Source organism: Sinorhizobium sp. CB7, assembly GCF_041357635.1.
Taxonomy (GTDB): Bacteria; Pseudomonadota; Alphaproteobacteria; order Rhizobiales; family Rhizobiaceae; genus Rhizobium.
Window position 1 is genome coordinate 1 of record NZ_JAULLL010000005.1, and the last position, 25235, is coordinate 25235.

Below are 25235 nucleotides of genomic sequence, written 5' to 3' on the forward strand. Positions count from 1 at the left end.
TGTTTCGAACTGAGCGCACCGACCTGGGCAGTGGTCAGGGCCTCGACCTGATCGATGGTCAGGGCCGCGATCTGATCCGTGGTCAGGCCCGCTATGCCGGCCGTGCCCAGAGCGGCTATCTGGTCCGCCGAAAGCGAGGCGATATCGTCTGTGCTGAGCGCCGCAATCTGCTTGGAGGTAAGGGCACGGACCTGGGCAGTGGTCAGGGCGTCCAATTGACCGGTGTTCAAGGCTGCAATCTGCTTGGTGCTCAGTCCACTAATACTTACCGTACTCAGGGCTGCGATCTGAGCTGTCGTCAGGGAGGCTATGGTCTCTGTCGACAATCCCGGGATCGCATTCGAACTGATCGCGGCAATGTCCTTGGTCGAGAACGTTGCTATGTCGTCCGGACCCAGCGCCGCAAGCTGTGTGGAACTGAGAGCGCCGACCTGCGCACTGGTCAAGGCCTCGGCCTGAGTGGTACTCAAGGCGGCGATCTGCGCGGTACTCAGCGCACCAATGTCTACTAGACTCAGCGCTGCGATCTGGGCCGCTGTCAGGGAGGCGATCATGTCTGTCGACAATCCCGGGATTGCATTCGAACTGATCGCGGCAATATCCTTGGTCGAGAATGTTGCTATATCGTCCGTGCTCAAGGCCGCTATCTGTTTCGAATTGAGCGCGCCGACCTGAGCAGTGGTCAAGGCCTCCACCTGAGCGGTGCTCAAGGCGGCGATCTGCGCTGTGCTCAGCGCACTGATGGCTTGCGTACTCAGGGCTGCGATCTGGGCTGTCGTCAGGGAGGCTATGGTGTCTGCCGACAATCCCGGGATCGCACTCGAACTGATCGCTGCAATGTCCTTGGTCGTGAAGGTTGCTATATCGTCCGGCCCCAGCACCTCAATCTGAGTGGAATGGAGAGTGCCGACCTGCGCGCTGGTCAAGGCTTCAGCCTGACTGGTGCTGAGAGCCGCCAGCTGCTGGGAAGTTAATCCCGCAATGCCAGCAGCGCTCAGGGACGCAATCTGGGCTGTTGAAAGAGCCGCTATGTCGTCTGTGCCCAGGGCAGCAACTTGCGCCGAGGTCAACGCTGCCATCTGCTTGCTCGATAGCATCGAAATCTGACCGGTGCCTAGAGCGGCGATCTGGCCGGTCGAAAGTCCCGCGACGCCTGAGGTGCTCAGTGCCGCAATCTGCGCCGCAGAAAGCGATGCTATATCATTCGTGCTCAGTGCCGCAATCTGTCCCGAGCTGAGGGCGCCGATCTGGGCAGTGGTCAAGGCCGCGACCTGACCGACGCTCAGGACGGCAATCTGATCAGTGGTCAGGCCCTTAACGCCCGATGCACTCAACATGGCAATTTGATCGGTAGACAACACTGCAACATCGTTGCCCAAGGCAGCAACTTGTGCCGAACTCAACGCCTTGAGTTGCGCGGCGGATAGGAGGCTGACCTGATTGCTGTTCAAGGCTTCGATTTGATCGGCCGTCAAGCTTGCAACAGCACTCGTGCTCAGGGCAGCGATCTGATCTTTGGTAAGCGCTGCGACAACATCCGTGCTCAAGCCCGGCATGGCTCTATTCGTGATCGCCGCGATATCAGAGGTCGAGAACGTCGCAATGTCCGCCGTACTCAGGGCCGCGAGTTGCGTCGAACTCAGTGATCTCACCTGTGCCGGAGACAGGGCTTCGACCTGGCTCGTGCTCAAGGCTTCGATCTGATCGGCCGTCAGGCCTGCAACCGCGCTGGTGTTCAGGGCGGCGATCTGATTTGTGGTAAGCGCCGCGATTGCCTCCGCGCTCAAGCCTGGCATGGCTTTGCCCGTGATCGCCGCGATATCGGCGGTGGAGAAGGTCGCCATATCCTCCGCGCTCAGGGCCGCAAGTTGCGCCGAACTCAGCGACATCACCTGTGTCGGCGACAAGGCCTTGGTCTGATCGGCACTCAAGGCTTCGATCTGATCGGCCGTCAGGCTTGCAATCGCGCTGGTGCTCAGGGCAGCGATCTGAGCGGTCGACAGGGCATTGATCTGATTGGCGTTCAAGGCTTGGAATTGCGCTGCATTGAGGGCGCTGAGCTGAGCCGTCGTCAATGTGGCAATCTGATTGGCGGAAAACGCCGCGATCGCCTCCGTGCTCAAGCCCGGCATGGCTTTGCCGGTAATCGCCGCGATATCGGCGGAGGAGAAGGTCGCTATATCCTCCGCGCTCAGGGCCGCAAGTTGTGTCGAACTCAGCGACATCACCTGTGTCGGCGACAGGGCTTCGACCTGGCTCGTGCTCAAGGCCGTGAGTTGGGTCGCTTTGAGGGCGGCGATTTGAACCGTCGTCAATGCGGCGATCTGAGCGGTGCTCAAGGCTTCGATCTGATCGGTCGTCAGGCCTGCAACAGCACTCGTGCTCAGGGCGGCGATCTGATTTTTGGTAAGCGCTGCGATTGCTTCCGGGCTCAAGCCCGGCATGGCTTTGTTTGTGATCGCCGCGATGTCGGCGGTCGAGAAGGTTGCTATGTCCTCCGCGCTGAGGGCCGCAAGCTGCGCCGAGCTCAACGACTTCACCTGTGTCGATGACAGGGCTTCGACCTGAGCGGTGCTCAAAGACGCGATCTGATCGGTGGTCAGGCTTGCAACCGTGCCGGTGCTCAGGGCGGCGATCTGACTTGTGGTCAGCGCCGCGATTGCCTCCGGGCTCAAGCCAGGCATGGCTCTGTTCGTGATCGCCGCGATATCGGCGGTGGAGAACGTCGCTATGTCCTCCGCACTCAAGGCTCCAAGTTGCGTCGAACTCAGTGATTTCACCTGTGCCGGGGACAGGGCCTTGACCTGATCGGTGCTCAAGGCCGCGATCTGATCGGTCGTCAGGCCTGTAATCGCGCTGGTGCTCAGGGCGGCAATCTGGGCGGTCGACAGGGCTTCGATCTGATCGGCATTCAAGGCCTGGATTTGTGTGGCATTGAGGGCGCTGAGCTGGGCTGTCGTCAATGCGGCGATCTGATCTTTGGTAAGCGCGGCGATCGCCTCCGTGCTCAAGCCAGGCATGGCCTTGCCCGAGATCGCCGCGATATCGGCGGTCGAGAAGGTCGCTATGTCCTCCGTGCTCAGGGCGCCAAGTTGCGTCGAACTCAGGGACATTACCTGTGCCGGCGACAGAGCTTCGACCTGGCTCGTGCTCAAGGCTGCCAGTTGTGTCGTTTTGAGAGCGCTGAGTTGGGCTGTCCCCAATGCGGCGATCTGATCTTTGGTAAGCGCGGCGATCGCCTCCGTGCTCAAGCCGGGTATGGCCTTGCCCGTGATCGCCGCGATATCGGCGGTGGAGAAGGTCGCTATGTCATCCGTGCTCAGGGCCGCAAGCTGCCCCGAGGTCAGCGACTTCACCTGTGTCGGAGACAGCGCTTCGACCTGAGCGGTGCTCATGGCTTGAATCTGATCGGTCGTCAGGCTAGCAATCGTGCTGGTGCTCAGGGCGGCGATCTGATCTGTGGTAAGTGCTGCGATCGCATCCGTGCTCAAGCCCGGCATGGCTCTGTTCGTGATCGCCGCGAGATCGGCTGTCGAGAACGTCGCGATGTCCTCTGCGCTCAGCGCCGCAAGTTGTGCCGAGGTCAGCGACTTCACCTGTGTCGATGACAGGGCTTCGATCTGAGCGGTCGAGAGGGCCTCGATCTGATCGGCCGTCAGGCTTGCAACCGTGCTGGTGTTCAGCGCGGCGATCTGATCTGTGGTAAGCGCTGCGATAATATCCGTGCTCAAGCCCGGCATGGCTCTGCTGCTGATCGCCGCGATGTCGGCGGTCGAGAAGGTCGCTATATCCTCCGCATCCAAGGCCTCAAGTTGCGTCGAACTCAGTGACCTCACCTGTGTCGGCGACAAGGCCTCCACCTGTTGGGTGCTCAAGGCTTTGATCTGATCGGCCGTCAGGCCTGCAATTGCGCTGGTGCTCAGGGCGGCGATCTGAGTGGTCGACAGGGCCGCGATCTGGTCGGCGTTCAAGGCCTGGAATTGCGCCGCTTTGAGGGCGCTGAGCTGGGCGGTCGTCAATGCGGCGATCTGATCGGTTGTAAGTGCGGCCATCGCTTCCGTGCTCAGGCCTAGTATGGCCTTGCCCGCGATCGCCGCGATATCGGCTGTCGAGAAGGTCGCTATGTCCTCCGTGCTCAACGCGCCAAGCTGCGTCGAACTCAGCGACATCACCTGTGCCGAGGACAGGGCTTCGATCTGGCCCGGGCTCATGGCCGCGAGCTGTGTCGTCTTGAGGGCGGCGATCTGAGCCGTTGTCAATGCGGCGATCTGATCTGTGGTAAGCGCTGCGATAATATCCGTGCTCAAGCCCGGCAGGGCTTTGCTGGTGATCGCGGCGATATCGGCGGTGGAGAAGGTCGCCATGTCCTCCGCGCTCAGGGCAGCAAGTTGTGCCGAGCTTAGCGACTTCACCTGTGTCGGCGACAGGGCTTCGATCTGATCCGTGCTCATGGCTTGGATTTGATTGGTTGTCAGGCTAGCAACAGCACTCGTGCTCAGGGCGGCGATCTGATCTGTGGTAAGCGCTGCGATAATATCCGCGCTCAAGCCCGGAATGGCTTTGTTCGTGATCGCGGCGATATCGGCGGTGGAGAAGGTCGCTATGTCCTCCGCGCTCAGGGCCGCGAGCTGCATCGAGCTCAGCACCTTGACCTGTGTCGGCGACAAGGCTTCGATCTGATCAGGCCTCAAGACCATGATCTGATCGGTCGTCAGGCTTGCAACCGTGCTGGTGCTCAGGGCGGCGATCTGATCTGTGGTAAGTGCTGCGAGCGCCTCCGTGCTCAAGCCCGGCATGGCTCTGTTCGTGATCGCCGCGATATCGGCGGTGGAGAAGGTCGCTATGTCCTCCGCACCCAAGGCCGCGAGTTGTGTCGAGCTCAGTGACCTCACCTGTGCCGAGGAGAGGGCTTCGACCTGATCGATGCTCATGGCTTCGATCTGATCGGTCAGCAGGCCTGCAATCGCGCTGGTGCTGAGGGCGGCGATCTGAGCGGTCGATAGGGCCCCGATCTGATCCGCGTTAAAGGCCTTGAGTTGTGTTGCATTGAGAGTGCGGAGCTGGGCCGTCGTCAATGCGGCGATCTGATCTGTGGTAAGCGCCGCGATCGCCTCGGTGCTCAAGCCCGGTATGGCTTTGCTGGTGATCGCCGCGATATCGGCGGTTGAAAACGTCGCTATATCCTCCGCACTCAGGGCAGCAAGTTGGACTGCTTTGAGAGCACTGACCTGAGATGAGGTCAGAGCCTCCGCCTGATCTGCCGACAGAGCATCAAGCTGTGCGGTGGTGAGTGCGGAAACCTGGCTCGAACTCAGACCTTCGATGGCGTACTTATCGAGGATGCTCAACTGATCCAGTGTCAAGCCAACTATGGCGCCTTGTGAAATGGCGCTTAACTGTTGAGAGTTGAGGGCTTTGACATCCTCCGGATCCAAAGCCGCGATCTGCGCCGAAGAAAGCGCTTTGATCTGAGCTGTGGAAAGCGACGCCACATCTTCGGTTGTCCAGGCTGCAACTGTCGCTGTCGAAAGAAATCTGATCTGATTAATATTCAAGGAAGAAACAATCGAAGTCATATCTGCAAATCCTAAACGTTAAGTCCAGCGTCTTAACAGCCAACAGATGGCTTGCCTGCCCAAGCTCTGAAAGAGCATCGGCCACGCAAGTCCACCATCCTGCAAACGCTGAGTACGCATACGGGCTTGCCTGAACCTGAAGTTGATACGCTTCAGCCGATCTCCTTTTGAGATGTTCTCTTCGAACGCTTCCGACACAAGCAAGGCCCGCAGAGGCCGCGGCACGCCATGCCATGCTGGAAGAGCGTAACGACCTCCGGCCGGTGCGGTTCAAAGATGCCCTGGCTCTATGATGCAATCTGGATCTGCGGTGATCGCTGGAGCGTTTCAGCTTTTCATGGAACGCAGAACCGCTCTAACTTTTTGTTTTTACGCAATCCCGGACGGCAAACCGCTTCGCACTTTTCCTGGAATTGCTCTAATCGACGGAAACAGCGTTGCAGGCAAGCTTGCTTGGAAAAACGCCACGGGCCAAACCGAGAATATTATCTCGGCATTCGAATGATATGCAGAAGAACTGGAAGTGTCTGCGACGAGCATTGCCTTATCGTGGCTATGCCAGAAGTGCCCGTCATCGGCGCGCGATATCCATCAACTGATCCAGAACCTTTCGGGCGGCTGGCATGACGCTCAATTCCATCACAATCGCTGAACTCGATCATTCAGATGGCGGACTCCGGCCCTCCACCTCGGCGATGAAGGCGGCAACTGTTTCGCCGATAATCTCGGGGTGATCCTCCTGCAGAAAGTGGAGCCCCGAGCCCAGCCTGACAAGTCTGCAATCATGAAGCTTGCGCGCGAATTCTTCCGCGACGGCCGGCGGCACAAGCGCGCCGGGGTCGCCGGCAAAAAGAAGTTTCGGATAGCGGGCGGCGGCAAGGGCTTCGTGCGCGCTCTCGATCGTCGCGTAGACGTCGGCAGGCTCTCCGGCAATCGGCAACTCGTTGGGGAAGCGCCAGGTAGGCCGTCGCGCCTGCGGGGTCGTAAACGGAGCACGGTAAACCGCCATTTCCTCGTCCGTCAGTTTCCGCAGCGTCGCGCCCGGCAGCACGCCCTCGATGAACGCGTTGTCTTCCAGAACGAGCTTTTCGCCTTCTCCGGGAGTGCGGAACTTGCGAAAAATCTCGCGTTCCGCCTTGCCTCCGAGGAATTCCTCCCACGTCGGAAAGGGGCGTATGAACTCCATGAAGGCGAGGCCTCGAAAGAAGTCCGGCCGACGCGCGGCGAGATGAAAGGCAAGCGCCGTTCCCCAGTCCTGCGCAACGACATAGGCAGAGGTGATCCCCATCTTTGCGATGAATGCGTTGAGATAACGGACATGATCCTCGAAACGATAGGCGATGTCGGGTTTGCCCGATTGTCCGAAGCCGATGAGATCGGGAGCGATGCAGTGTGCAACGTCGGCAACCGCGGGAATGATATTCCGCCAAATGAAAGACGACGTCGGGTTGCCGTGCAGAAAGAGTGCGACGGGATCATCCGCCCTTCCTGCCTCCCGAAAGGCCATTTCAGAATCGAGGACGGAGAGTTTGGGCAAGCTGATATCTGGATTCATGTCGAAGGATCCTTGAATATCGTGGAAAAGACGACGCGCTTGAAGCGCTCGAGCGGTTCGACATTGCGCTCGACCTTCATGCGCAAAATCGCGCCCTCCCAGGAGGAAAGGAGGAACTCGGCAAGTTCCTCGGGCGCGAGTGTCGTTGCGATCTCACCTGCTTTCTGAGCCTCGGCGATGCACGCCGCGAAAGGGGAGCGCCATTCAGTAAAAATCGCAGCAAGCCGTGCGCGTAACATCTCGCTTTGCGGCGCGGCTTCGAGACTGAAGTCGCCGATCAAACAGCCGCGACTGAAACCATCGGCGGCAAGACGCTCCGTTATGAGATCGAGATAGCGCTTGAGACGCTCGCGCGGCGAAAGGCTGGAATCGCCAAGCGTCTGCGCGACCAATTGCTGAAGATCGTCGAAATAGCGGTCGAGCACCTCCCGTGCAAATTCTTCCTTCGAGCGAAAATGGTTCGTGAAAGAGCCCTGCGGGGCCGGTGCCGCCGCTACGATATCGCGCACGCTTGCGCCGACATAGCCATTGCGGAACATGACCTTCAGGCCTGCTTCAAGGATGCGCTCACGATGAGATTGTTTCGCCATGAGGATATAATACGTACGGACGTATTATTTATCAATCGGAATTTTTACGCGACGTTGGCAGCCGAGCCCGTTCTCGCCGGCGTCGGGCAGACACGGGTGAGGAGAGATGACCAATATCACAGTCGTCCGCATCCCGGCGAGGCTGCGGGCGGGCCCAACTGCGCGCGCTATGCGAGCAAAGCTACCACCGCGGCGTCCGACTTCGGCAATGGGAATCACCAGTTTACGCGTAGCCCGATCTTGCCGCCGACGCTCCAGGCGTCGTTGTCGAAGGTAGTCTGGTAATCGACGTTGCCGTAGAGCGTGGTCGAGGCGGTCAATTGCAGGCTGGCGCCTAGCTCGCCCTCGATCCAGGTCTCCTCCAGATCCTGGCTGAAGGGGATGAAGCCGGAGGCCGAGCTAAATTTCACCGTCGTGTCGGCCAGGAACTCGCGCCACAGATTGACCCGGCCCCAGACAGTCGCCAGCCGCGCGGGTGTTGCACCACTGCCCTGTTCCTCCGAGCTGAGAGACCAGGTTCTCGCCACGCGCCCCCCGATCCGGCCGGCGAGCGAATCGACGTCCTCGAAGCGGACAGTCGCTGCTCCATCATTGAGGTCATCGAAGCTGATGTACTGGTAGACCAGCTGCCCCTGCGGCTCGACGCTCCAGCCATTGCCGAGGTCGAACGGATAGCCGGTTTCCAACGAGGCAGCCAGTCCGACGCCGTCGGTCTTACCGTCCCGCAGGCCGCGCGAACTCGAGGCTGTCATGTTATAGTAGGTGGCCTGTGCCACCGCATCCAGATACCAGTCGGTCGCGCCGAAGTGCGTCCAGTAGCCACCGACGCTTACCGCGTTGAACCTGTCATTGCCGCCATCGAACTCGAAGCCGAGCAAGTTGTGGGTGACGTCCATCTCTCCATGACCGAATGCCAAATAGGCGCCAGCATGGTCTCGCGAGCCACCCTGATGCTCGGTAGCGTAGAAATCTTTGCCGGCCTGGAGCCCGCCAAAGGCGTAGTCGAACTCCGGCCCTCCGCCGTAGATGCCGAGGGGATCGCCGTCGCGGTGGCCGTACTGGCCGATCAGCCGGCCCCATATGCCATTGACGTTCGAGTCCTGCCAGAGGTCGGCGCGACCCTTCAGCTGCTCCTCTTCGCCGACCCGCTCGTGCAGGGTGTCGATGAGGTAGCGGCCGTAGATCACCGCCATCGGCTGGATCGCCATGTCGAGCGAAACCTCCTGACGGTAATTCGGGACTGGAGGCGGGAGCGGGTCCGGCGGTGTTGGCCCCGGAAGTCCCGGTGGTGTCGGCCCCGGAGGTCCGGCGCACTCCGGGAGGTGCGGAACATGTGCGCAGTCAAGAGCGGAGCGCAGATACCAATCCTCGGGACCGGATGCGTCGAGGCTGCCGCGCTCGAGCGTGTATTCGTAGGGACCGGCCACAGCCGGTGCCGCGAGCTGGAAGGCGCCTGGCGCGGTGGTGTGGCCGGTAAGGTCGTCCACGACAAGGATACCGTTGCCGACCGTCACCGAGCCAGCGCCGCCGACATTCGTGATGATCATGCCGGTTGACCCCGTCGCCGTGCCGCCAGCGATCACCAGCTTGTCCGACGGCGCGCCATCGCCCGCAAGAAAAGTGTTGAGGTTGAGGATGCCGTCCTGCCCGATGTAGGCGCCTGTGACGGTGAGATTGGTGTCCGCTTGACCCCCTGTCCGTACAAATCCGGCATTCGTGAGGCTTGGTACAGTTTGATCGAAACCGGCAAGGTCGAGCGTGCCGTCGCTTTCTACGACATGCGGCGAGTTGCGACTGAAGGTGTTGTCGGCGCCAGCCTGCAGGGTGCCGGCGGAAACAATTGTCGGCCCCGAATAGGTGTTGGCACCGGTAAGCACGGTGGTTCCTTCGCCGATCTGGAAAACCGCGCCGCTGCCCGAAATGACACCATCGAAATTGAGCGTGTTCGAGCGGTTGAATAGCAACGTACCCTCATCGGCGACATTACCGAGAATCGAGCCGGTCGTGCCACCATTGCCGAGTTGGAGCGTGCCCTGATTGATTATCGTGCCGCCGCTATAGATGTTTGTGCCGGTCAAGGTCAGCGTGCCCGTACCAGTCTTTATGAGGGCTCCGTTCCCAGCAATTTGGCCCGATAGCGTCGCGGTATTGTCCAAGGTATCGAACGTACCGTCGCTCGCCAGCGTCACGCTGCGGACGGTCGTAACGTCCGATAAGAATCGCAGCGTAGGCGGCGTTCCGATGAGGTTGCTGTTGAAGGTAAGACCGCCCGATTCGGCACCGAGATTCTGATCGCTGGAAATTGCCAGCGTGCCCTGGTTGATCGTCGTACCGCCGCTATAGATGTTTGTGCCGGTCAGAGTCAGCGTGCCGTCACCGGTCTTGATGAGGGCGCCGTCACCACCGATTTGGCCTGATACCGTCGCGTCGTTCCCGAAGGTATCGAACGTGCCATCGGTGGCTAGCTCCACGGCTCGGTTGAGGGCAATGTCTGATCCGTCAAATCGCAGGACCGGCAACGGCAGACCGCCGTTGCTGTCGAAAGTAAGAACCTCCCCGGCGGCGCCGAGATTCTGGTCGCTGGAAATCGCCAGTGTGCCCTGCTGGATCGTCCAGGGGGTCGTTGTCAACGGTACTCCCGTCAGCTGCCAGGTGCTTGCGCCGGTCTTCACGAAGCTGCTGAAGCCCCGATACTGCACAGCAGAGCCCATAGGGCCGATGCTGCTGGCATCGAACGGGCTGGCAGGTGAGCTGTCGCCGCCGAGCGCCAGCGTGCCGGCGCCCGTTTGGTCGACGACATTGCCATTGACGACATAGCCGAAGCGCAGCTCGAGGTAGTTATTGCCGCCGGTAAAGGTGATCGCATTGGCCTGCACCCCGCCGCCGACACCACCGGAAATCGCGCCGCCGTTGTAGATTGTCAGATTGGAGCCGCCGATCCCGATGCCGCCGGCGCCCGCTGCGCCCACTCCTGCAGCGCCGCCAGCGCCACCGGCAATCGAGGCACCGGTGTTGTTGATGATCTCCAGATTGGAAGCATCGATCCCGGCGCCACCCGCGCCGCCGCCGTCCCCGGCCGCGGTTGCGGATGCCGATATGGCCCGTCCCGCACCGCCATCGCCCCCTTGGATGGTGCCGTTGTTGGTGATGACGGCGGCCGAACCGGAGCTGAAGGTCACACCGGCTCCCCCCTTGGCACCCTGCCCGATACCGCCCCTACCGCCGTTGCCGCCGTTGCCGCCCTCGATGGTACCGTCGTTTGATATCCCGACGTTGAGGCCCATCACGCCGGCTCCGCCGTTACCGCCGAGAGAGTTGGTTCCAGTACTTGCGTCGCCGCCATTTCCGCCGGAAATGCTACTGCTGGAGCCGGAATTGGTCAGCACCCCGCCATTCAGAAATGCGACGCCAGCTCCGCCGTTACCGCCCTCCGGGAAAGCCGCTGTATTACTCGAGGCCGTCCCGCTGTTTCCGCCGCCTCCACCGTTGATCGCGCCGGAATTTGTCAGCGTGCTGCCGCCGGACACAAATTCCAGGCCGCGTCCGCCATCGCCGCCCTCTCCGACAGTACCGCTGCCCGCATTTCCTCCTGTGCCACCGTTACCCCCGGTGATCGAACCGCCAGCATTGTTAGTGACCGTAAGGCTTGAGCCGTTCATGACCAAGCCATATCCCCCCGCGCCGCCTCCGCCACCTCCGCCAGTTCCTGATCCCGCCATACCATTACCACCCGCGCCACCGGAGATCGGGGTTGCATTGTTAAGGCTGGTCGTAACAATTGCGCCGTGCGCGCCGCCGCCGCCGCCGCCGCCGGGACCCGTAGCGTTGCCACCATTCCCGCCAGCGCTGGTGGCGCCCGTACCACCTGCGCCGCCGGCTGCGGATGAGCCCCCGTTGCCTCCATTCACCCCGCTACCGCCGCCCCCGCCGCCGCCAGTGCCTATTCCAGCTTGGCCGTTCACACCGCTGCCGGTCGGGCTGCTCTCGCCGCCCGTACCGGGAGTTGCATTCGTCGTCGCTCCGCCGCCATAGCCGCCGCAGCCATTGATTTCTTCAGCAACAAGACCGCCGCCGGGGCCGGTGCATGGCGGCAGCGTTTGCGCCATCACGCGATCCGGCATTTGGGATGCCGCAAGTAGCACGAGGCCGGAGAGTGCGAGCACGACCATCCGTGCCCATTCGGCTTGGAGGCAAGCAGCCAGTGGCGCTCTCCACGGGGGACGTCTGTCGCGAGATGGAGTGCATGTCGTACGCATAAGCTTGATGAGCAGGAGCCGGGCCCAGATCCGAAGCATGTGGCCTCCACGATGTCCGGCTTCGGTCTCCAACCCGGCCGAAGCGGTCGTGTTGCCCGAAACCCTCCATCCCCATGCCCAGGAGCGACAGGGTCGCTATTTAACCCGCGTCCCGTCACATCTTTCCCGTTTGCTGTAGAATAACCCAACCAGAGGCTGCTGTCCCGTCAAGGTCGGCTTAAAATCATAAGTAGTGATGGGCTATTGCATTCTATTTTTGAGTCACTGTTGCCGTAGGAACACAATTTCGCGAGCATCTTTTCCTAAGAGCACTTGAAGGTGTCTGCCGCGCTTACCGAGGCATCACCCTTGACCATTAAAGCCGTTGCCTGAATCTCTTTTCACGTGAAAGGCTTTAATGCAGGATCGGAGACCGCAGCAAATCAAAGCCGACGCACCGCATCGGATAAACGCAAGCCTGCCCTCTATCCGGCGGGATTTTGGCCATTCAGAATGTGACGGGCCAGGGCGCCGAAATGCGCTTGTCTGTTCCCTATGACGCCAGAATTGATTAACGACTTTCGGTGAGGGCTCGTCGTGGGCCGCGGCGGAGCCGGATCGGGTGGCCGCGACAGCATTTCTTGAACATCTCGCCCGAGCCGCAGGGGCATGGATCATAGCCTTTGCGCTGCAAGGCGCCGATCAGGGGGAGCCTGACCAAGGAAGGCAGCCAGGTCGCTGCAAAGGCTGTCAGCTTGGCAGAGATGCCCGGCACGACCAGGCGACGACCGGATTTGAACCCGCGCCAGGCTCGCTCGGAAACATAGTCCGGATTGAGATTGGGCAGGACGTTGAACAGGCGCGTCTCACTGGCACCGGAGTTTTCGAGGAACTCCGTGGACACCGGACCTGGAGCGACACAGGTGACCGTCACACCGGTGTGGCGCAGTTCCTGATAAAGCGCTTCCGAAAAGAAGCGAACGAAGCCCTTGCTGGCATAGTACAAAGCCATATAGGGCCCGGGAGTAAAGCCGGCTATGGAACCAAGATTGAGCACGCCGCCACGCGCACGCGCCACCATTCCCGGCAGGAAGTGGAGGGTGAGATCGCTGAGCGCGCGTATATTGAGGTCAATGATTCCAAGCTGATCCTTGACCGGCAGTGCGGTCGCCGCGCCGCGCAGGCCATAGCCGGCGCAGTTGACGAGGACATCGCAGAACAGGCCGTTTGCGGACAGGAATTCCTCCAGGCGTGCCGACGCATCGCCGGCAAGGAGATCCAGTTCGAGCGTGAAGGCTTCGCCGCCCGCCTGTCGAACATCTTTCGCGGCAACGGCCAGTCCCTCAGGCGAACGCGCAACCAGCACGAGCGGGATATGTTCCCTGGCAATAACCCTGGCGATTGACCTCCCGATGCCTCGGGACGCACCGACGACGACAACAGCCGGCCGCAGCTCATCATGCCGGGTCATCTCGCTGTTCCTGAAGCCTTTGCGCTGGGCGGGGCATCGATTTGCGGGAGGCTTTTCACTTCGCGGGTGATTTCGCTGTTCAAGATTTCTTCAAAGCGTCCGAGTGCTCGCGCAACATTGGCTCCGTCCATGACCCTGTGGTCGTAGTGGATGCGGACGGTTACCGATCCATCGTCCAGAATCGAACCATAGTTGAAGATTGTCGTCAGCGGCGAAAGAGGATTGAGAGACTCGGCCCCGAGTCCAGAATACACCGAGAGCTGGAACGTGCCGAAATAGCGCGCGCGCTTCCTCGCGATATTCAGTCCAAGCCACATGAGGAGCCACCGGACCGGCCCTGGCGCGCGGGCAATCTTCAAGGCGCGTCTGAATTCCTTGACCTCCAGAACCGGACGGGATCGCGCGCCATAAATCAATTCCTCAAGTTCGGGAATGGAGCGATCCTCGGGACATTTGATCGTGCTCAACAGCACGGCCCGTTCGCCCTCAAATTCCCGTTCGTGAGCAACCGAAGCCACGCTTGCCGGATATTCATAGAGGTGGGGTCTGGGAAATTTAACGTAGGCGCGCCGCAGCTCCGGGATTTCCTGAGAGAGAAGGGCATAGCCCTTCAGGAATAATACGGTCCAGGAAGACCTGCTTTGCTGCGCAATCCTGGCCCTTTGGAGCGGGCCGATGTTCATCTGCCGCTGCACAGTGACTCTTGGCACGCCGATCGAGAACCTCATCAGATCTCCGACAAGGCGTCGCGGCGCCGAAAGCTTGAGGGCTCGACCTCGCATCATGCCACCTCTAGTAAATATACGGTATAATTCGCTTAGTTCTCTCCATATAGGCGCGGTACTGCGGGCCGAAGGTCTCCAGCATCATATGCTCTTCCTTGTCCACCCGCAGAAAAAAAAGAACTGCGAAACCGATCAAGCCCGCCAGCCCGACCATCCAGTTCGAGAGTAGCAAGGCTTGACCAACGGCCATGAGCAGGAAGGAGCTGTACATTGGGTGACGAACAAGGGCGTACGGCCCGCCACTGATAAGTTCGTGCTTGTCGCGAATCTCCAGCGAGATGGACCAGTTCCTGCCGAGCTCTTTATGGGTCCGACGAAAGAGCCAGATCCCAGCGAAGAATATCACTGCCCCGGGGACCACGACCCACATCCGGGCCGGATAGTCGGCCACTTTCGGAATACCGGTCGCAAGATACAGCGCGGGCAAGATCGAAAGGCCCAGGAGAGCTGCCGCAAGCCCCGCCCTGTCAGTGCCCGAGCGACGATCATTGACGACGCGCACACGCCGTGCGCGGCGCTCGAACGGGCGCCGAATAATGTACCATGTGACGATGCCGAGCACCCAAACGATTTCACCGACGGTCGCTACCGACATGCCCACTCTTGGTCACCAGATCCTTTTCCCCGATCACTGCAACTTGCATCGCGAGCTGCGTTCAATTCGGATATGACCTTGCGGTCAGCCCGTGCGAGCAACGCTCGCATTCGAACCCCCGTTCATCTCACGAAGCTTTGTAACAAATTGCTGCGGGCGCAGCCAGATTCCCGGCGTTTGGTAACCCATGGAACGCGCAATATCGGCCACGAAAGCGTTGCAATTATAGACCGTCGCACTCCAGAGTTTCGACCGAGACTGCAGTCCTCGGATGTATGCCACGGTCTTGTCATATTGGGCTTGGTTCATCAAAACCTTCCAACTTGCCGACCTGTATTCTTCTTCCAGATCGCCATCGCTCCAGCCGGTTGTTGCCGGCACCGGCACAAAGTGCCCCAGTACATAGGGCGCTGCGTCGGGTGACGCCGGAGCAAGACCCGCAACCTCCGGATTAATGATATTTCCACCCTTGTCCACTCTTCCGAACACCACGTAGGTGTGGCCATAGGTCAGAGCGTAACGGGAACGGAACTCGACGGCGTACTGACTTTCTTTCGCCTGGGTTGGTACAGAGGCTGTGGAGCCCTTGTTCGCACCTTTGCCCTGGTAAGTCGATACGTAAGGAGGCTCGGGCTTCCCATCCTCCGTCTGACATGATGCTAGTGCGAGCACCAGCAAGACCACAGGCAATAAGCGGCCTCTTATAAGCGACACTGCCACGCTCTCTCCCTGAGATGCTAATGAGAGCAGAGCCAAAACCAGCTTTACCCACTCCACTGACGGCTTGCCGTAAGCCGTAAAGCCGGTCCAGACCCGGTTGCTTGGTCGTGGGGAAGGATGAATCAACCTTCCCCACGCGCCAAACTTCAGATTATTTGGTTATCGGCGCTACTGGCTCGGCTGCCGGCGGCGGGGCTTTCCCTTTGCCTTTACCAATCGTATCGCAGGCGCTCAGACTAGCGACGGAAAACAAAGCAACCATTACGATCAGGAGTTTGCTCATCAAGAAGTCCTTTCCTCTGCTCGGAAACAGGTTTATCGAAGGCAAGCCAATCTACTGTTAGTGGCAAACTACGTCCGTGCCTAGTGCAAAAAGGACACAGTTGTCTCTCATCGTCACGGAATTGTTACTAATACCTCAAGCATATGACCCAAATTGATACTTACGATTGGGCCAAACACCCTCAGATGACCAATACCCTTGTCCCGATGGGCGTTCGGCTATAGAGGTCCGTGATGTCCTCGTTCGTCAGACGGATGCAGCCGTTCGACACCGCATGGCCTATCAGCCAAGGCTCGTTTGTTCCGTGTATCCGGAAATAGGTGTCTTGACTGCCGCGGTAGAGGTAAAGGGCAGACGCACCAAGTGGATTGTTTTCCCCGCCAGGGACACCTCCTGCATATTGCGCCAGCCAGGGCTTGCGCTGAATCATGCTGGCGGTGGGGGTCCACGACGGCCATTCCTGCTTGCGGCCGACGGTTGCATTACCTTTGAGCGTAAGGCCCTCCTCACCCACGGCGACGCCGTATCGCATCGCATAGCCGTTCCCCTCGATGTAGTAGAGGTAACGTTCCGCCGTATTGACGACGATCGATCCAGGCGGCATGTCGCTGTCATATTGCACTTCCCGCCGTCGGAAGCGACGCTCGGGACCTGGAGTTGCCGGATACCCGAACGAAAAGGGCTGCGGCCAACTCGAAGCACATCCAGAGGCCATAAGGGCCACCCCGCCCAGCACGAGTGCTCGGCGTGTCATATGATACTTGTCCATTTCTACCTGCCAAGCATTCGGCCACCCCAGCCAACTTCGTCTTTACCATCACGAAGCTTGCTGGCCAAGTACCCGAACCAAACTGACCTTTACAATGCTTTGCTTCCGCCGGCATTACAGCAGTCAACGTCCAAGAACAGGTCATTCTCGCATCGCCGGAGGCTCAGGCACAGCGGGCCAGATGTGCCATGTTCTCATCCAATAAGACAGGTCGGCTTGGTCATTTCCCGCTTATCGAAGGATGGCTTAGGGCAAAGGCGGGAGCTCGGTGGATCTTGTTTTCCGCTGCTATCATGCGTAGCAGGAAAAAGGACCGCGCCTGCTGCGGCCTTTGTGCGTCCGATAAGACGCACGGCGCTGTAGGTAACAGACTGCCGCAGATCGGCGAGAAGGGGCGAATCAGCAGTTGCAAGGTGACGAGGGAGACGCGCAGGATCGGTAAAGTTTGCAGGCTGTCGTAATGGCTGCCCCGTCGTAGCAGTCGACAAACCTCTTGCGTCATTGCTCCGCCTCTGCTCGACTAGGTTGCGGCGGGAGACATGAGGGATGGATATGATGCAGCTTGGCTTCGAAGGGAAAATCGCCGTGGTAACCGGCGGAGGTTCCGGAATAGGTGCCGCTATCTGCCGGCAACTGGCGGAGGAGGGAGCCGAGGTTGTCGTGGCCGATCTTGATTCGGACGCCGCGCAAAAAATTGCCGCCGAGATTCGCGCACACGGAGGCAAGGCTCGTGATTTCACGGTCGATGTCAGTGATGCTAAGGCTGTGGAAAAGCTGTTTGAATTCACAGTTCAGAATTGTGGCGGACTGCATCTGGCGGTCAATAACGCAGGTGTCGACGGCATCCGAAAGGCCACGGCAGACTATCCGCTCGACAACTGGCACAAGCTGATAAACGTCAATCTTAACAGTGTTTTCTACTGCATGAAGCACGAGATCGCCGCCATGCTGAAACAGGGGGGAGGCGCTATCGTCAATATGTCTTCCGTTCTTGGTTCCGTTGGATTGCCAACCACATGCGCATACACGGCGGCTAAACATGGGGTTGTAGGACTGACGAAGGTTGCGGCAATGGAATATGCGCGATTCGGAATCCGAATCAATACCGTCGGCCCCGGTTGGATCGAGACGCCGCTTTTGTCGGAGCATTCGGAGATTGCAAACACCCGACGCATGATGGCGCTTCAGCCAATGGGAAGGCGTGGAAAGCCGGAAGAAGTGGCGGCCCTTGTGTGTTTCCTCCTGTCGGAGCAGGCGAGCTTCATCACCGGAAGCTACCACCTGGTGGACGGAGCTTACAGCGCCCATTAGGCTATATGCGTTCAAGCCGAATCACTTGAACGCATGAAGATGCTCTGCATTGCCCTTTGCGCTCGCTCGAACGCGGTCCTTCTGAGGGCCGTGGGCTGGTTCTATTGCGGATTGCCGGTTTCAGGAGGCACGATTTTCATGAGGAAAATATTTGGGTTCTCCTCGGGGCCGAAGGGGCCTGGCACCTCGTTCTTAACGGCGGGCAGGCTCTGCAGGTAGTCGGCTATGGCATACGCATCTGGCTTTGTCAGGTTTGCAAAGGCGTGCCAGGGCATGATCGGAGCAAGAATGCGTCCGCTGGGTGTGACGCCGGTCTGTATCGCGGCGACGATTTCCTCCTTCGACCATTCTCCGAGGCCTGTTTCGCTGTCCGGAGTGAGATTAGGTCCAACGAACGAGCCAAGACCCGGGACAAAAAATCCGACATCAGATCCGCCGAGAAAGCGCTCCTTGTCCGGCTTCCCAAGGAAATAGCCCGGCGTATGGCAGTCATTGCATCCACCGAAATTCACGAGATAGCGCCCCCGCTCGATCTGCAATTTCCGCGCGTCCGCGGATTGAGCATATTGATACCATAGGCCGGTTGCAGCAAGCATCGAGAGAGCGCAGGCAGTCGTTACCAGCGGCCGAAATTGATTAATCCTCGAGAATAGCATCGTCTTGATTTCCCCCGCATATACCGAAAACCGGGATCGATTTTCTGAGCGTCGAGCGCGCTCGATTGGAGCCGGCACTCTCTTGACGCACCTTCTTCCTATGGAGCGCGCGCTAGCGGTTCATTGCGCGAGGTATGAAAAGTGTTACGATCGTAATCCGGACTGCGGCGACAGCCCGTGGCCGGTCACTGTTGTTATCTCCGGGCCTACCGCGATGCGGATTGTCGCTGGCTTGAGGTCAGCCTGCGCTCGGTTGTGGAAATTCAAGTGTTACAACGACCTTTATGCATCTTTTAGGACGCACGGCGCGGTAACGTAAGGTCTTGCGGTGAGAGCCAAAGGCGCGCTGTTTGCTGCCTTGCAGCGTCGGGGCCTAACGGCTTTGTTACAAATGCAGCCGTTTTTTCCTTTTGAAACACCTTTGAAATCGTTATCCGGAATTATATGCTCAACTTATAGGTATTAGTTGTGAGAGCATTTGCCGGTCATTGGCTCCCGCTGTGAATATCCCTCCCCGCGCCCGGCTGGAAATCATGCGCTTGCATCACCATTTTTAGGGTCGCAAAGCTCGTGAGAGATTTTTTGCAGAAGGCCGCATGCCAATTGAACTCAAGGCAGTTAGACAGACTGGAGTTGAAAGTTGAAGCATGTTCTCGTGGTCGACGACGATACCAACATGCGCAATCTGCTGATCGACTATCTTTCGCAGTATGCGTTCAGGGTTACCGGCGTCAGCGACAGCCAGCAGTTGGCGAGAGTCATTGCAACCGAAACGGTCGACTTGATGGTCGTAGACCTTAATCTTGGGCATGAGGATGGACTGGAAATCGTCAGGAACTTTTCCAGCAATTCCGATGCCCCAATCATCATCATCAGCGGTGACCGTCTGGAAGAGGCCGATAAGGTCGTCGGCCTGGAACTCGGCGCCACGGATTACATCACCAAGCCGTTCGGCATGCGCGAATTCCTTGCGCGCGTCCGCGCGTCATTGCGGGAAAAGCCGGCACCGAAAGAAAAGAAGGACCGAAAGTCCTATTCCTTCGATGGCTGGGTGCTGAGCCTCAAGCAACGGAAGCTGACTTATGAAGGCAAGGAGGAGGTTCGGCTTACGGCGGGAGAGTTCAATTTGCTCGCTGCTTTCCTGAAGGCACCGCGGCAGGTCCTCTCGCGTGAGCAGTTGCTGGCCGCAAGCCGTGTGCACGACGAGGAGGTTTTCGACAGGAGCATCGATGTCCTGATCCTGCGCCTGAGGCGGAAATTGGAAAAGGACGCTTCCAATCCGAAATTGATCAAGACCGAGCGAGGCGCGGGGTACATATTCGACGCGGATGTTTCTGTCGATGACCGGGCAAAAGCCAGGCCTTAACATCTCGGGGAGGCGATTTTGATATTCCCGGGGAGGCTATTTTCCACAGGCGTATTGCCGGGGCTTTTAGGAGTCTTCGTAGCCACACTCGCCTGCTTCGTCATTGCATTCGGCGCCGCGTCGCTTGCGGACGAGGGGGAGGGTCCTTCCCCCCGGGATCCGATTGCGCCATTGCCACCTCCCCCGGTGCTGGATCCGAATAAGGTCGCGCTTGGGAAAAAGCTCTTCAGCGATACCCTTCTTTCGAGCAAGAATATGCTGGCATGCACCTCGTGCCACGATCTTAACGCCGGCGGCACCGTCAATTTGAAGCGAACGATCGGCTATAACGGCAGAATGCATCGCTTCAATGCACCGACTATCTTCAATGTCGCCAATAATTACAGGCTCGGCTGGCGTGGCAATTTCACTTCGCTCGAAGCCCAGAACGAGCAGGTGCTGCTGGATGAAAATCTGATGGCCGTCGACTGGAAGACTTTGCTATCCCGCCTCCAGGGAAGCGAGGTTTACCGGATGCTTTTTGAAAAAGCCTATGGGAAGCGTGCCGATCGCGATGATGTCCTGAACGCGCTTGCCACATTCCAGCGATCCCTGGTGACGCCCGCTCCCTTCGACCGATATCTTCGCGGAGACAAGAACGCGATTTCCGAGGAAGAGAAGAAAGGCTATCAGCTTTTCAAGGATTATGGCTGCGCCTCCTGCCACCAGGGCTCCAATGTGGGTGGCAACATGTTTCAGAAGTTCGGTATCTTTGCAGAGCCGCTGCCGATGGGCGTGGCCGTCAACGACGGGGATCTCGGCCGTTGGACGATTACCGGCGCCGATCGTGACATAGGCGTGTTCCGGGTGCCGAGCTTGCGCAACGTGGAAGTCACCGCGCCCTATTTTCACGATGGTCGGGCAGAAACTCTGTCGGAAGCAGTCATGATCATGGGGCGAAGTCAATTGGGCCGAGAACTGCCGCCGGCGGATGTGGCCTCAATCGTCGCCTTTCTAAGGACGTTAACCGGTGAATACGAAGGACATAGGCTCAAAGCGGCGCCCCCGAAAGATAACCGGTGAACCCTGGCGCATTGTCTTTGTGATATTGTGCGCCATCCTGTTTGCAATTCTGGCGGCAGGGCGAGGCCCTTCAAGAGAAACGCATGAGGCGATTTTGACCGCGCTTCGTGCCGTGGATCTCAATCACGCGTCCCTGCAACGCGACGTGCTGCAGGCACGCGCCGGGTTGCTGCGCAACTACGATCCCCTGGTGCAATCCATCGTCAATCTGCACGATACGGTCGGCAAATTGAGATTTCTGCTATCGGAAGCCGACATGGACGACAACAGTGCCCTGGAGGCCCTCGTCGACGATCTGTCGGATTCCATCGACAGGGACGAGAAACTGGTGGAGGAGTTCAAGACGCGGAACGCTCTTCTGCAAAACTCGCTGAGCATCTTCAGCCAGATCCTCAGTGAGCTGCATATGAGCCCCTATCAGGAAATGCAGCGTGCGGTGAACACTTCGAACGACCTCGGCAACCTGATGATGCGGTTTTCCGCAGAACCTCAACAGGATCTCGCACAGCAAATTCGCATCCAGCTCGACGGTCTGCAGAGATCGAACGCAGCTGTCGTGCCCGACCTGAAAACGCTGGTGACGCATGGTCGCATGGTTCTGGTTACCACGCCGACGGTCGATGACATGATGTCGGCGATCCAGGCCTCGGATACGTCAGCGCGCGCGCAGGATCTGCAGCGAGAGTATCTCGAGGCCTATGGCACAGTGAGCGCGCGTGCCTCCTGGAGCCGCGTGTTGCTTGGGTCCATATCCGTCGCACTGTGTGGATACATTGCCCTTCTTGTTTATCGTCTGCGTTCGCAAACCGAGCGTCTTACGCAGCGTCTCGATTTCGAATCAGCGATGAACGATGTGAAAGCCTGCTTCACCAACCTGTCACAGCAGGACTATTCGATTGCGATCAAGGATGCGCTCGATATCATCGAGCAATTCTTCGATGCCGACTATTGCGAATGGGCCATCGTCAATCTCGAAAATGGCGAGATCGAGGAAACCCACGCGACAAACGTCGCCCCAAGTCCGCTTTCCCCTCAGCACATGCTGGATTTTGGTCAGACATTGCGCCGTGACGGGCCAACCTCCAATCCATCCCGTCACCGCTTTTTCTACAGGAACTTGCAGCGGAAGGACGACTTCGCCTTCACGCGCGATGCCGTAAGCGCCGGGGCGGCGATAGGAATGGAAACGTCCAACGGTTCCGCGGCGATGCTCATATTCGGCTATGACGAATCCCGGCCGAAGCCCAGCAGCGACGATGTCATCCTGCTGCAAAGCACGATCGAAACGCTGATCGGATGCGTGGACTACTATCGCAGTCGGCAGGAGAGGGAGGTGCTGGAAACACGCCTCGAGCACTCCCAGAGGCTGGAGGCGATCGGCACGCTCGCCGGGGGCATCGCTCACGAATTCAACAATATTCTCGGCGCGATGCTTGGATATGGCGAAATGGCGCTGCAAATTCTGCGCCGGCCCTCTCAAACAAAGCACTATGTGCAGGAAATTGTCTCGACCGGAGAGCGTGCAAAACAGATCATCGACCAGGTCCTGACATTCAGCCGCAAACGCGAAAGAACCAGCAAGCCGTTCGATGTCGGAGAAGCCGTGTCCGATATTATTCCTCTCCTGCAAGTTTCTCTGGCGGATACGTTCGAGCTAAGCGCGCACGTTCCCGAAAAGCCGATGGTCATTCTCGGAAATCCAATCGAAATCCAGCAGATCGTGATGAATCTCTGCAAGAATGCTTCGGAAGCCTCCGGCGAAACGGGTCGGGTCGAAATCGATGTTCGCCCGGTGAAGGTGAAGTTCAAAAGAGAGCTCTCCCATGGGGAACTGCAGCCAGGAGATTACATTCGTCTCAGCGTCGCCGATCACGGTAAAGGAATTCCCGAAGGCGTCCTGCCTCATATCTTTGAACCGTTCTTTACAACGAAATCGAGCAGCGGCGGCACAGGTCTTGGACTTTCGGCCGTGCATGGAAACGTTGTCGGTCTTGCCGGGCAGATCAACGTCGACAGCCGTGTCGACAAGGGAACGCGCTTCGACCTGTTCTTCCCGGCTTCCCGCCTCCCACCGATTCCGCTGAGGCAGTTTTTCAACGAGCGGCCGGTGCCGCTGGGCGAGGGGCAGACGGTGGTCATCCTGGAAAAAGAAAAACCCTTGCTCATGATGTATGAGGAAAAGCTTGCGGCCCTGGGATATGAACCGGTCGGTTTTTCGCAGTTGGACGCAATCATGGCGTGGCTCAAATTCAGTGGCGGGCATGCCGATCTTGTCATCCTCGACGTCGCCTCATTGGAAATGTCGATCACACCTTCGGAACTGGATCGTCTGTTCGGCGATATCCCATATCTGCTCGTCGCCGACCAAGGCCGCAGCGGACAAATGAGCGAGCAACGTCTCAGGCAATTGGGCGCGCTCAAAAAGCCGGTAAGCTCCAAAAGCATGGCAAGTGCCATCTTCAAGAAAATCAATGCCGAAGCATAAGGTTGACACTCATCCGTAGTCTTTATCCTGCAGATTGAAAATAGCTGCGCGTCGAATGCTTCGATGGTTGCAGCGAGTTCGAATCGAGAACAATTTTCACGCATTGCGCTGAATATTTCAATTGTAGCGGGAATTCTCAAGGCGTGAAACAATCAGGACAATTTGACGATATATACTCCTGCATAGATCGCAGGAGGTTGTTGTCCACGTTTCTTGTGACCGAGGCTTCGGAGATCACAGGCATGGCACAACAGACTAATCCGATCTCTGGTGTGCGTCAGCCGCGATTGTCGCGCCGGGATTCTCAAGCAGCGACTTCGGGTGCCTGGAATTCGGAGGGGATCACTCAGGTGAAGGTAAGAGAATGACTCCGATGACGGGCAAGTATGATCTGGTGCCGTCTGCTATCGGGACCACGGCAGCGCCTCGTAGCCTCTCGTTCCAGGATTTTCGCATTCTCGGTCTTGCGGCCCTTGGCGGTGCCTTGGAATTCTATGATTTCATCATCTTCGTCTTCTTCGCGACGATCATCGGCAAGCTTTTCTTTCCGCCCCATATGCCAGACTGGCTCGTGACGATCCAAACCTTTGGCATCTTCGCCGCCGGATATTTCTTCCGGCCACTCGGCGGCATCATACTCGCGCATTTCGGTGATCTCTTCGGGCGAAAGCGCGTCTTCGCCTTTTCGATCCTGCTGATGACGCTTTCGACGCTTGGCTTAGCCATGATGCCCACCTATGCGTCGATCGGCATCGCAGCTCCGATCCTCCTGGTCGCAATGCGCATACTGCAAGGTGCCGCGATTGGCGGCGAGGTACCGGGAGCCTGGACTTTCGTCGCCGAGCACATGCCTTTCCGTCGCGTCGGTTTTGCCTGCGGCTTCCTCTGCTCCGGATTGACGCTCGGCATCCTTCTTGGTTCGTTCATCGCAACCATCATAAATTCCGTATTCACGCCGCACGATTTTGCCGCGTATGCCTGGCGCATCCCTTTCTTCATTGGCGGGATATTCGGTCTCGTTGCGGTCTATCTTCGGCGTTGGCTCCGGGAGACGCCGGTCTTCGCGGAGATGCGCAAAAGCCGTTTGCTCGTTCCCGAGCTACCGCTGAAGGCTGTGCTTCGCGATCACATGCGCGGCATCATCATCTCGATGCTGCTCACCTGGATGTTGTCAGCCGGCATCGTCGTCACGACGCTGATGACGCCAACCTTTCTGCAGAAACTGTATGGTTACACCGCCGAAGAATCGTTTGCGGCCACCAGTTTCGGCAGTCTGTTTCTCATTCTTGGTACGTCGGTCGCCGGTGCGATTATCGATCGCGTGGATTCCGGCAGGTTCTTCCTGGTTGCCAGCCTGTTTTTTGGGGCCGCGACCTTCGCGTTTTATACTTACGCGGCGGTTTCACCGCTACTCCTCTTCCTCCTCTATGGCGTCATGGGCCTTGCGGTCGCCATGGCAGGTGTCGCACCCTATGTCATGGTCCGCGCCTTTCCGGCTCGCGTCCGGTTCACAGGGGTCTCCTTTTCCTACAATGTTGCCTATGCGGTCTTCGGTGGCTTGACGCCAGTCGTCGTCGCATTGTTGATCCCGCTGAGTTCGATGGCCCACGCCTACTATCTCCTGTTCATCGCGGCGCTGACCTTCCTGCTCGGCATCTATCTCGTTGCCCATCGGGAAGTGGTCGAGTCGGAGGTCGGCATCGAGGAGTTGAGAGCACTCTCGGACGGAAACAACGCGGAGCGCGCTTCCACCACGCCTTGACCAATTTTGGACGC

The 25235-nt window shown here is 58.8% G+C and carries 16 protein-coding genes; 5 read left to right on the forward strand and 11 right to left on the reverse strand.

Translation table 11 applies throughout. The features are described 5' to 3' along the window. From AAE029_RS10915 to AAE029_RS10960, 10 genes are all read right to left on the reverse strand, one after another. The coding region (locus AAE029_RS10915; protein ID WP_371072865.1) for a beta strand repeat-containing protein at positions 1-5576 on the reverse strand (5576 nt) is incomplete at its 3' end. Positions 5577-6234: 658 nt separating this feature from the next. Further along, positions 6235-7131, reverse strand: coding sequence for a haloalkane dehalogenase (locus tag AAE029_RS10920; RefSeq protein ID WP_371072866.1), 897 nt, complete (start codon positions 7129-7131; stop codon positions 6235-6237). Continuing rightward, a complete protein-coding gene (locus AAE029_RS10925; protein WP_371072867.1) occupies positions 7128-7721 on the reverse strand; it encodes a TetR family transcriptional regulator C-terminal domain-containing protein in 594 nt (197 codons plus the stop codon). The genes AAE029_RS10920 and AAE029_RS10925 overlap by 4 nt, the downstream gene beginning before the upstream one ends. A gap of 215 nt (positions 7722-7936) precedes the next feature. Continuing rightward, the gene (locus tag AAE029_RS10930) at positions 7937-12016 is read right to left on the reverse strand and encodes an autotransporter outer membrane beta-barrel domain-containing protein (RefSeq protein ID WP_371072868.1); all 4080 of its coding nucleotides are present in this window, start codon (positions 12014-12016) and stop codon (positions 7937-7939) included. 511 nt (positions 12017-12527) lie between these two features. After that, positions 12528-13427, reverse strand: coding sequence for an SDR family NAD(P)-dependent oxidoreductase (locus AAE029_RS10935; RefSeq protein WP_371072869.1), 900 nt, complete (start codon positions 13425-13427; stop codon positions 12528-12530). Beyond that, positions 13424-14209 carry a hypothetical protein gene (locus AAE029_RS10940; protein WP_371073163.1) on the reverse strand — a complete coding sequence of 262 codons (786 nt, stop codon included), beginning with the start codon at positions 14207-14209 and terminating at the stop codon, positions 13424-13426. The genes AAE029_RS10935 and AAE029_RS10940 overlap by 4 nt, the downstream gene beginning before the upstream one ends. 10 nt (positions 14210-14219) lie before the next feature. Then, entirely contained in the window at positions 14220-14807 is a 588-nt protein-coding gene (locus AAE029_RS10945) for a protein-S-isoprenylcysteine O-methyltransferase (protein ID WP_371072870.1), read from the reverse strand. A gap of 84 nt (positions 14808-14891) precedes the next feature. Further along, positions 14892-15521 carry a hypothetical protein gene (locus AAE029_RS10950; RefSeq protein ID WP_371073164.1) on the reverse strand — a complete coding sequence of 210 codons (630 nt, stop codon included), beginning with the start codon at positions 15519-15521 and terminating at the stop codon, positions 14892-14894. Positions 15522-15678: 157 nt separating this feature from the next. After that, positions 15679-15810 (reverse strand): ABC transporter, encoded by a 132-nt coding sequence (locus AAE029_RS10955; RefSeq protein WP_371072871.1) that lies wholly within the window; start codon positions 15808-15810, stop codon positions 15679-15681. A 181-nt stretch (positions 15811-15991) separates the two neighbouring features. After that, the gene (locus AAE029_RS10960) at positions 15992-16579 is read right to left on the reverse strand and encodes a L,D-transpeptidase (protein WP_371072872.1); all 588 of its coding nucleotides are present in this window, start codon (positions 16577-16579) and stop codon (positions 15992-15994) included. 555 nt (positions 16580-17134) lie between these two features. Between AAE029_RS10960 and AAE029_RS10965 the strand changes: the two genes are divergently transcribed. Next, a complete protein-coding gene (locus AAE029_RS10965) occupies positions 17135-17890 on the forward strand; it encodes an SDR family NAD(P)-dependent oxidoreductase (RefSeq protein WP_371073165.1) in 756 nt (251 codons plus the stop codon). Positions 17891-17991: 101 nt separating this feature from the next. On the opposite strand, the gene AAE029_RS10970 is transcribed toward AAE029_RS10965, so the two are convergent. Further along, entirely contained in the window at positions 17992-18486 is a 495-nt protein-coding gene (locus tag AAE029_RS10970) for a cytochrome c (RefSeq protein WP_371073166.1), read from the reverse strand. Between the two features lie 700 nt (positions 18487-19186). Here AAE029_RS10970 and AAE029_RS10975 point away from each other — a divergent pair. From AAE029_RS10975 to AAE029_RS10990, 4 genes are all read left to right on the forward strand, one after another. Next, positions 19187-19912, forward strand: coding sequence for a winged helix-turn-helix domain-containing protein (locus tag AAE029_RS10975; RefSeq protein ID WP_371072873.1), 726 nt, complete (start codon positions 19187-19189; stop codon positions 19910-19912). 18 nt (positions 19913-19930) lie between these two features. Further along, positions 19931-20974 (forward strand): cytochrome-c peroxidase, encoded by a 1044-nt coding sequence (locus tag AAE029_RS10980; RefSeq protein WP_371072874.1) that lies wholly within the window; start codon positions 19931-19933, stop codon positions 20972-20974. Further along, positions 20922-23459 (forward strand): two-component system VirA-like sensor kinase, encoded by a 2538-nt coding sequence (locus tag AAE029_RS10985; RefSeq protein ID WP_371072875.1) that lies wholly within the window; start codon positions 20922-20924, stop codon positions 23457-23459. Before AAE029_RS10980 ends, AAE029_RS10985 begins: the two co-directional genes overlap by 53 nt. A gap of 373 nt (positions 23460-23832) precedes the next feature. Further along, on the forward strand, positions 23833-25221 hold the full coding sequence (locus AAE029_RS10990; RefSeq protein WP_371073167.1) for an MFS transporter: 1389 nt from the start codon (positions 23833-23835) through the stop codon (positions 25219-25221). Positions 25222-25235: the final 14 nt, after the last annotated feature.

Excerpts from the sequence above, each read along its gene's own strand:
- AAE029_RS10920 (WP_371072866.1), bottom strand. The coding sequence starts at position 7,131 with ATGAATCCAGATATCAGCTTGCCCAAACTCTCCGTCCTCGATTCTGAA.
- AAE029_RS10925 (WP_371072867.1), bottom strand. The coding sequence starts at position 7,721 with ATGGCGAAACAATCTCATCGTGAGCGCATCCTTGAAGCAGGCCTGAAG.
- AAE029_RS10930 (WP_371072868.1), bottom strand. The coding sequence starts at position 12,016 with ATGCTTCGGATCTGGGCCCGGCTCCTGCTCATCAAGCTTATGCGTACG.
- AAE029_RS10935 (WP_371072869.1), bottom strand. The coding sequence starts at position 13,427 with ATGACCCGGCATGATGAGCTGCGGCCGGCTGTTGTCGTCGTCGGTGCG.
- AAE029_RS10940 (WP_371073163.1), bottom strand. The coding sequence starts at position 14,209 with ATGCGAGGTCGAGCCCTCAAGCTTTCGGCGCCGCGACGCCTTGTCGGA.
- AAE029_RS10945 (WP_371072870.1), bottom strand. The coding sequence starts at position 14,807 with ATGTCGGTAGCGACCGTCGGTGAAATCGTTTGGGTGCTCGGCATCGTC.
- AAE029_RS10955 (WP_371072871.1), bottom strand. The coding sequence starts at position 15,810 with ATGAGCAAACTCCTGATCGTAATGGTTGCTTTGTTTTCCGTCGCTAGT.
- AAE029_RS10960 (WP_371072872.1), bottom strand. The coding sequence starts at position 16,579 with ATGGACAAGTATCATATGACACGCCGAGCACTCGTGCTGGGCGGGGTG.
- AAE029_RS10965 (WP_371073165.1), top strand. The coding sequence starts at position 17,135 with ATGCAGCTTGGCTTCGAAGGGAAAATCGCCGTGGTAACCGGCGGAGGT.
- AAE029_RS10970 (WP_371073166.1), bottom strand. The coding sequence starts at position 18,486 with ATGCTTGCTGCAACCGGCCTATGGTATCAATATGCTCAATCCGCGGAC.
- AAE029_RS10990 (WP_371073167.1), top strand. The coding sequence starts at position 23,833 with ATGACGGGCAAGTATGATCTGGTGCCGTCTGCTATCGGGACCACGGCA.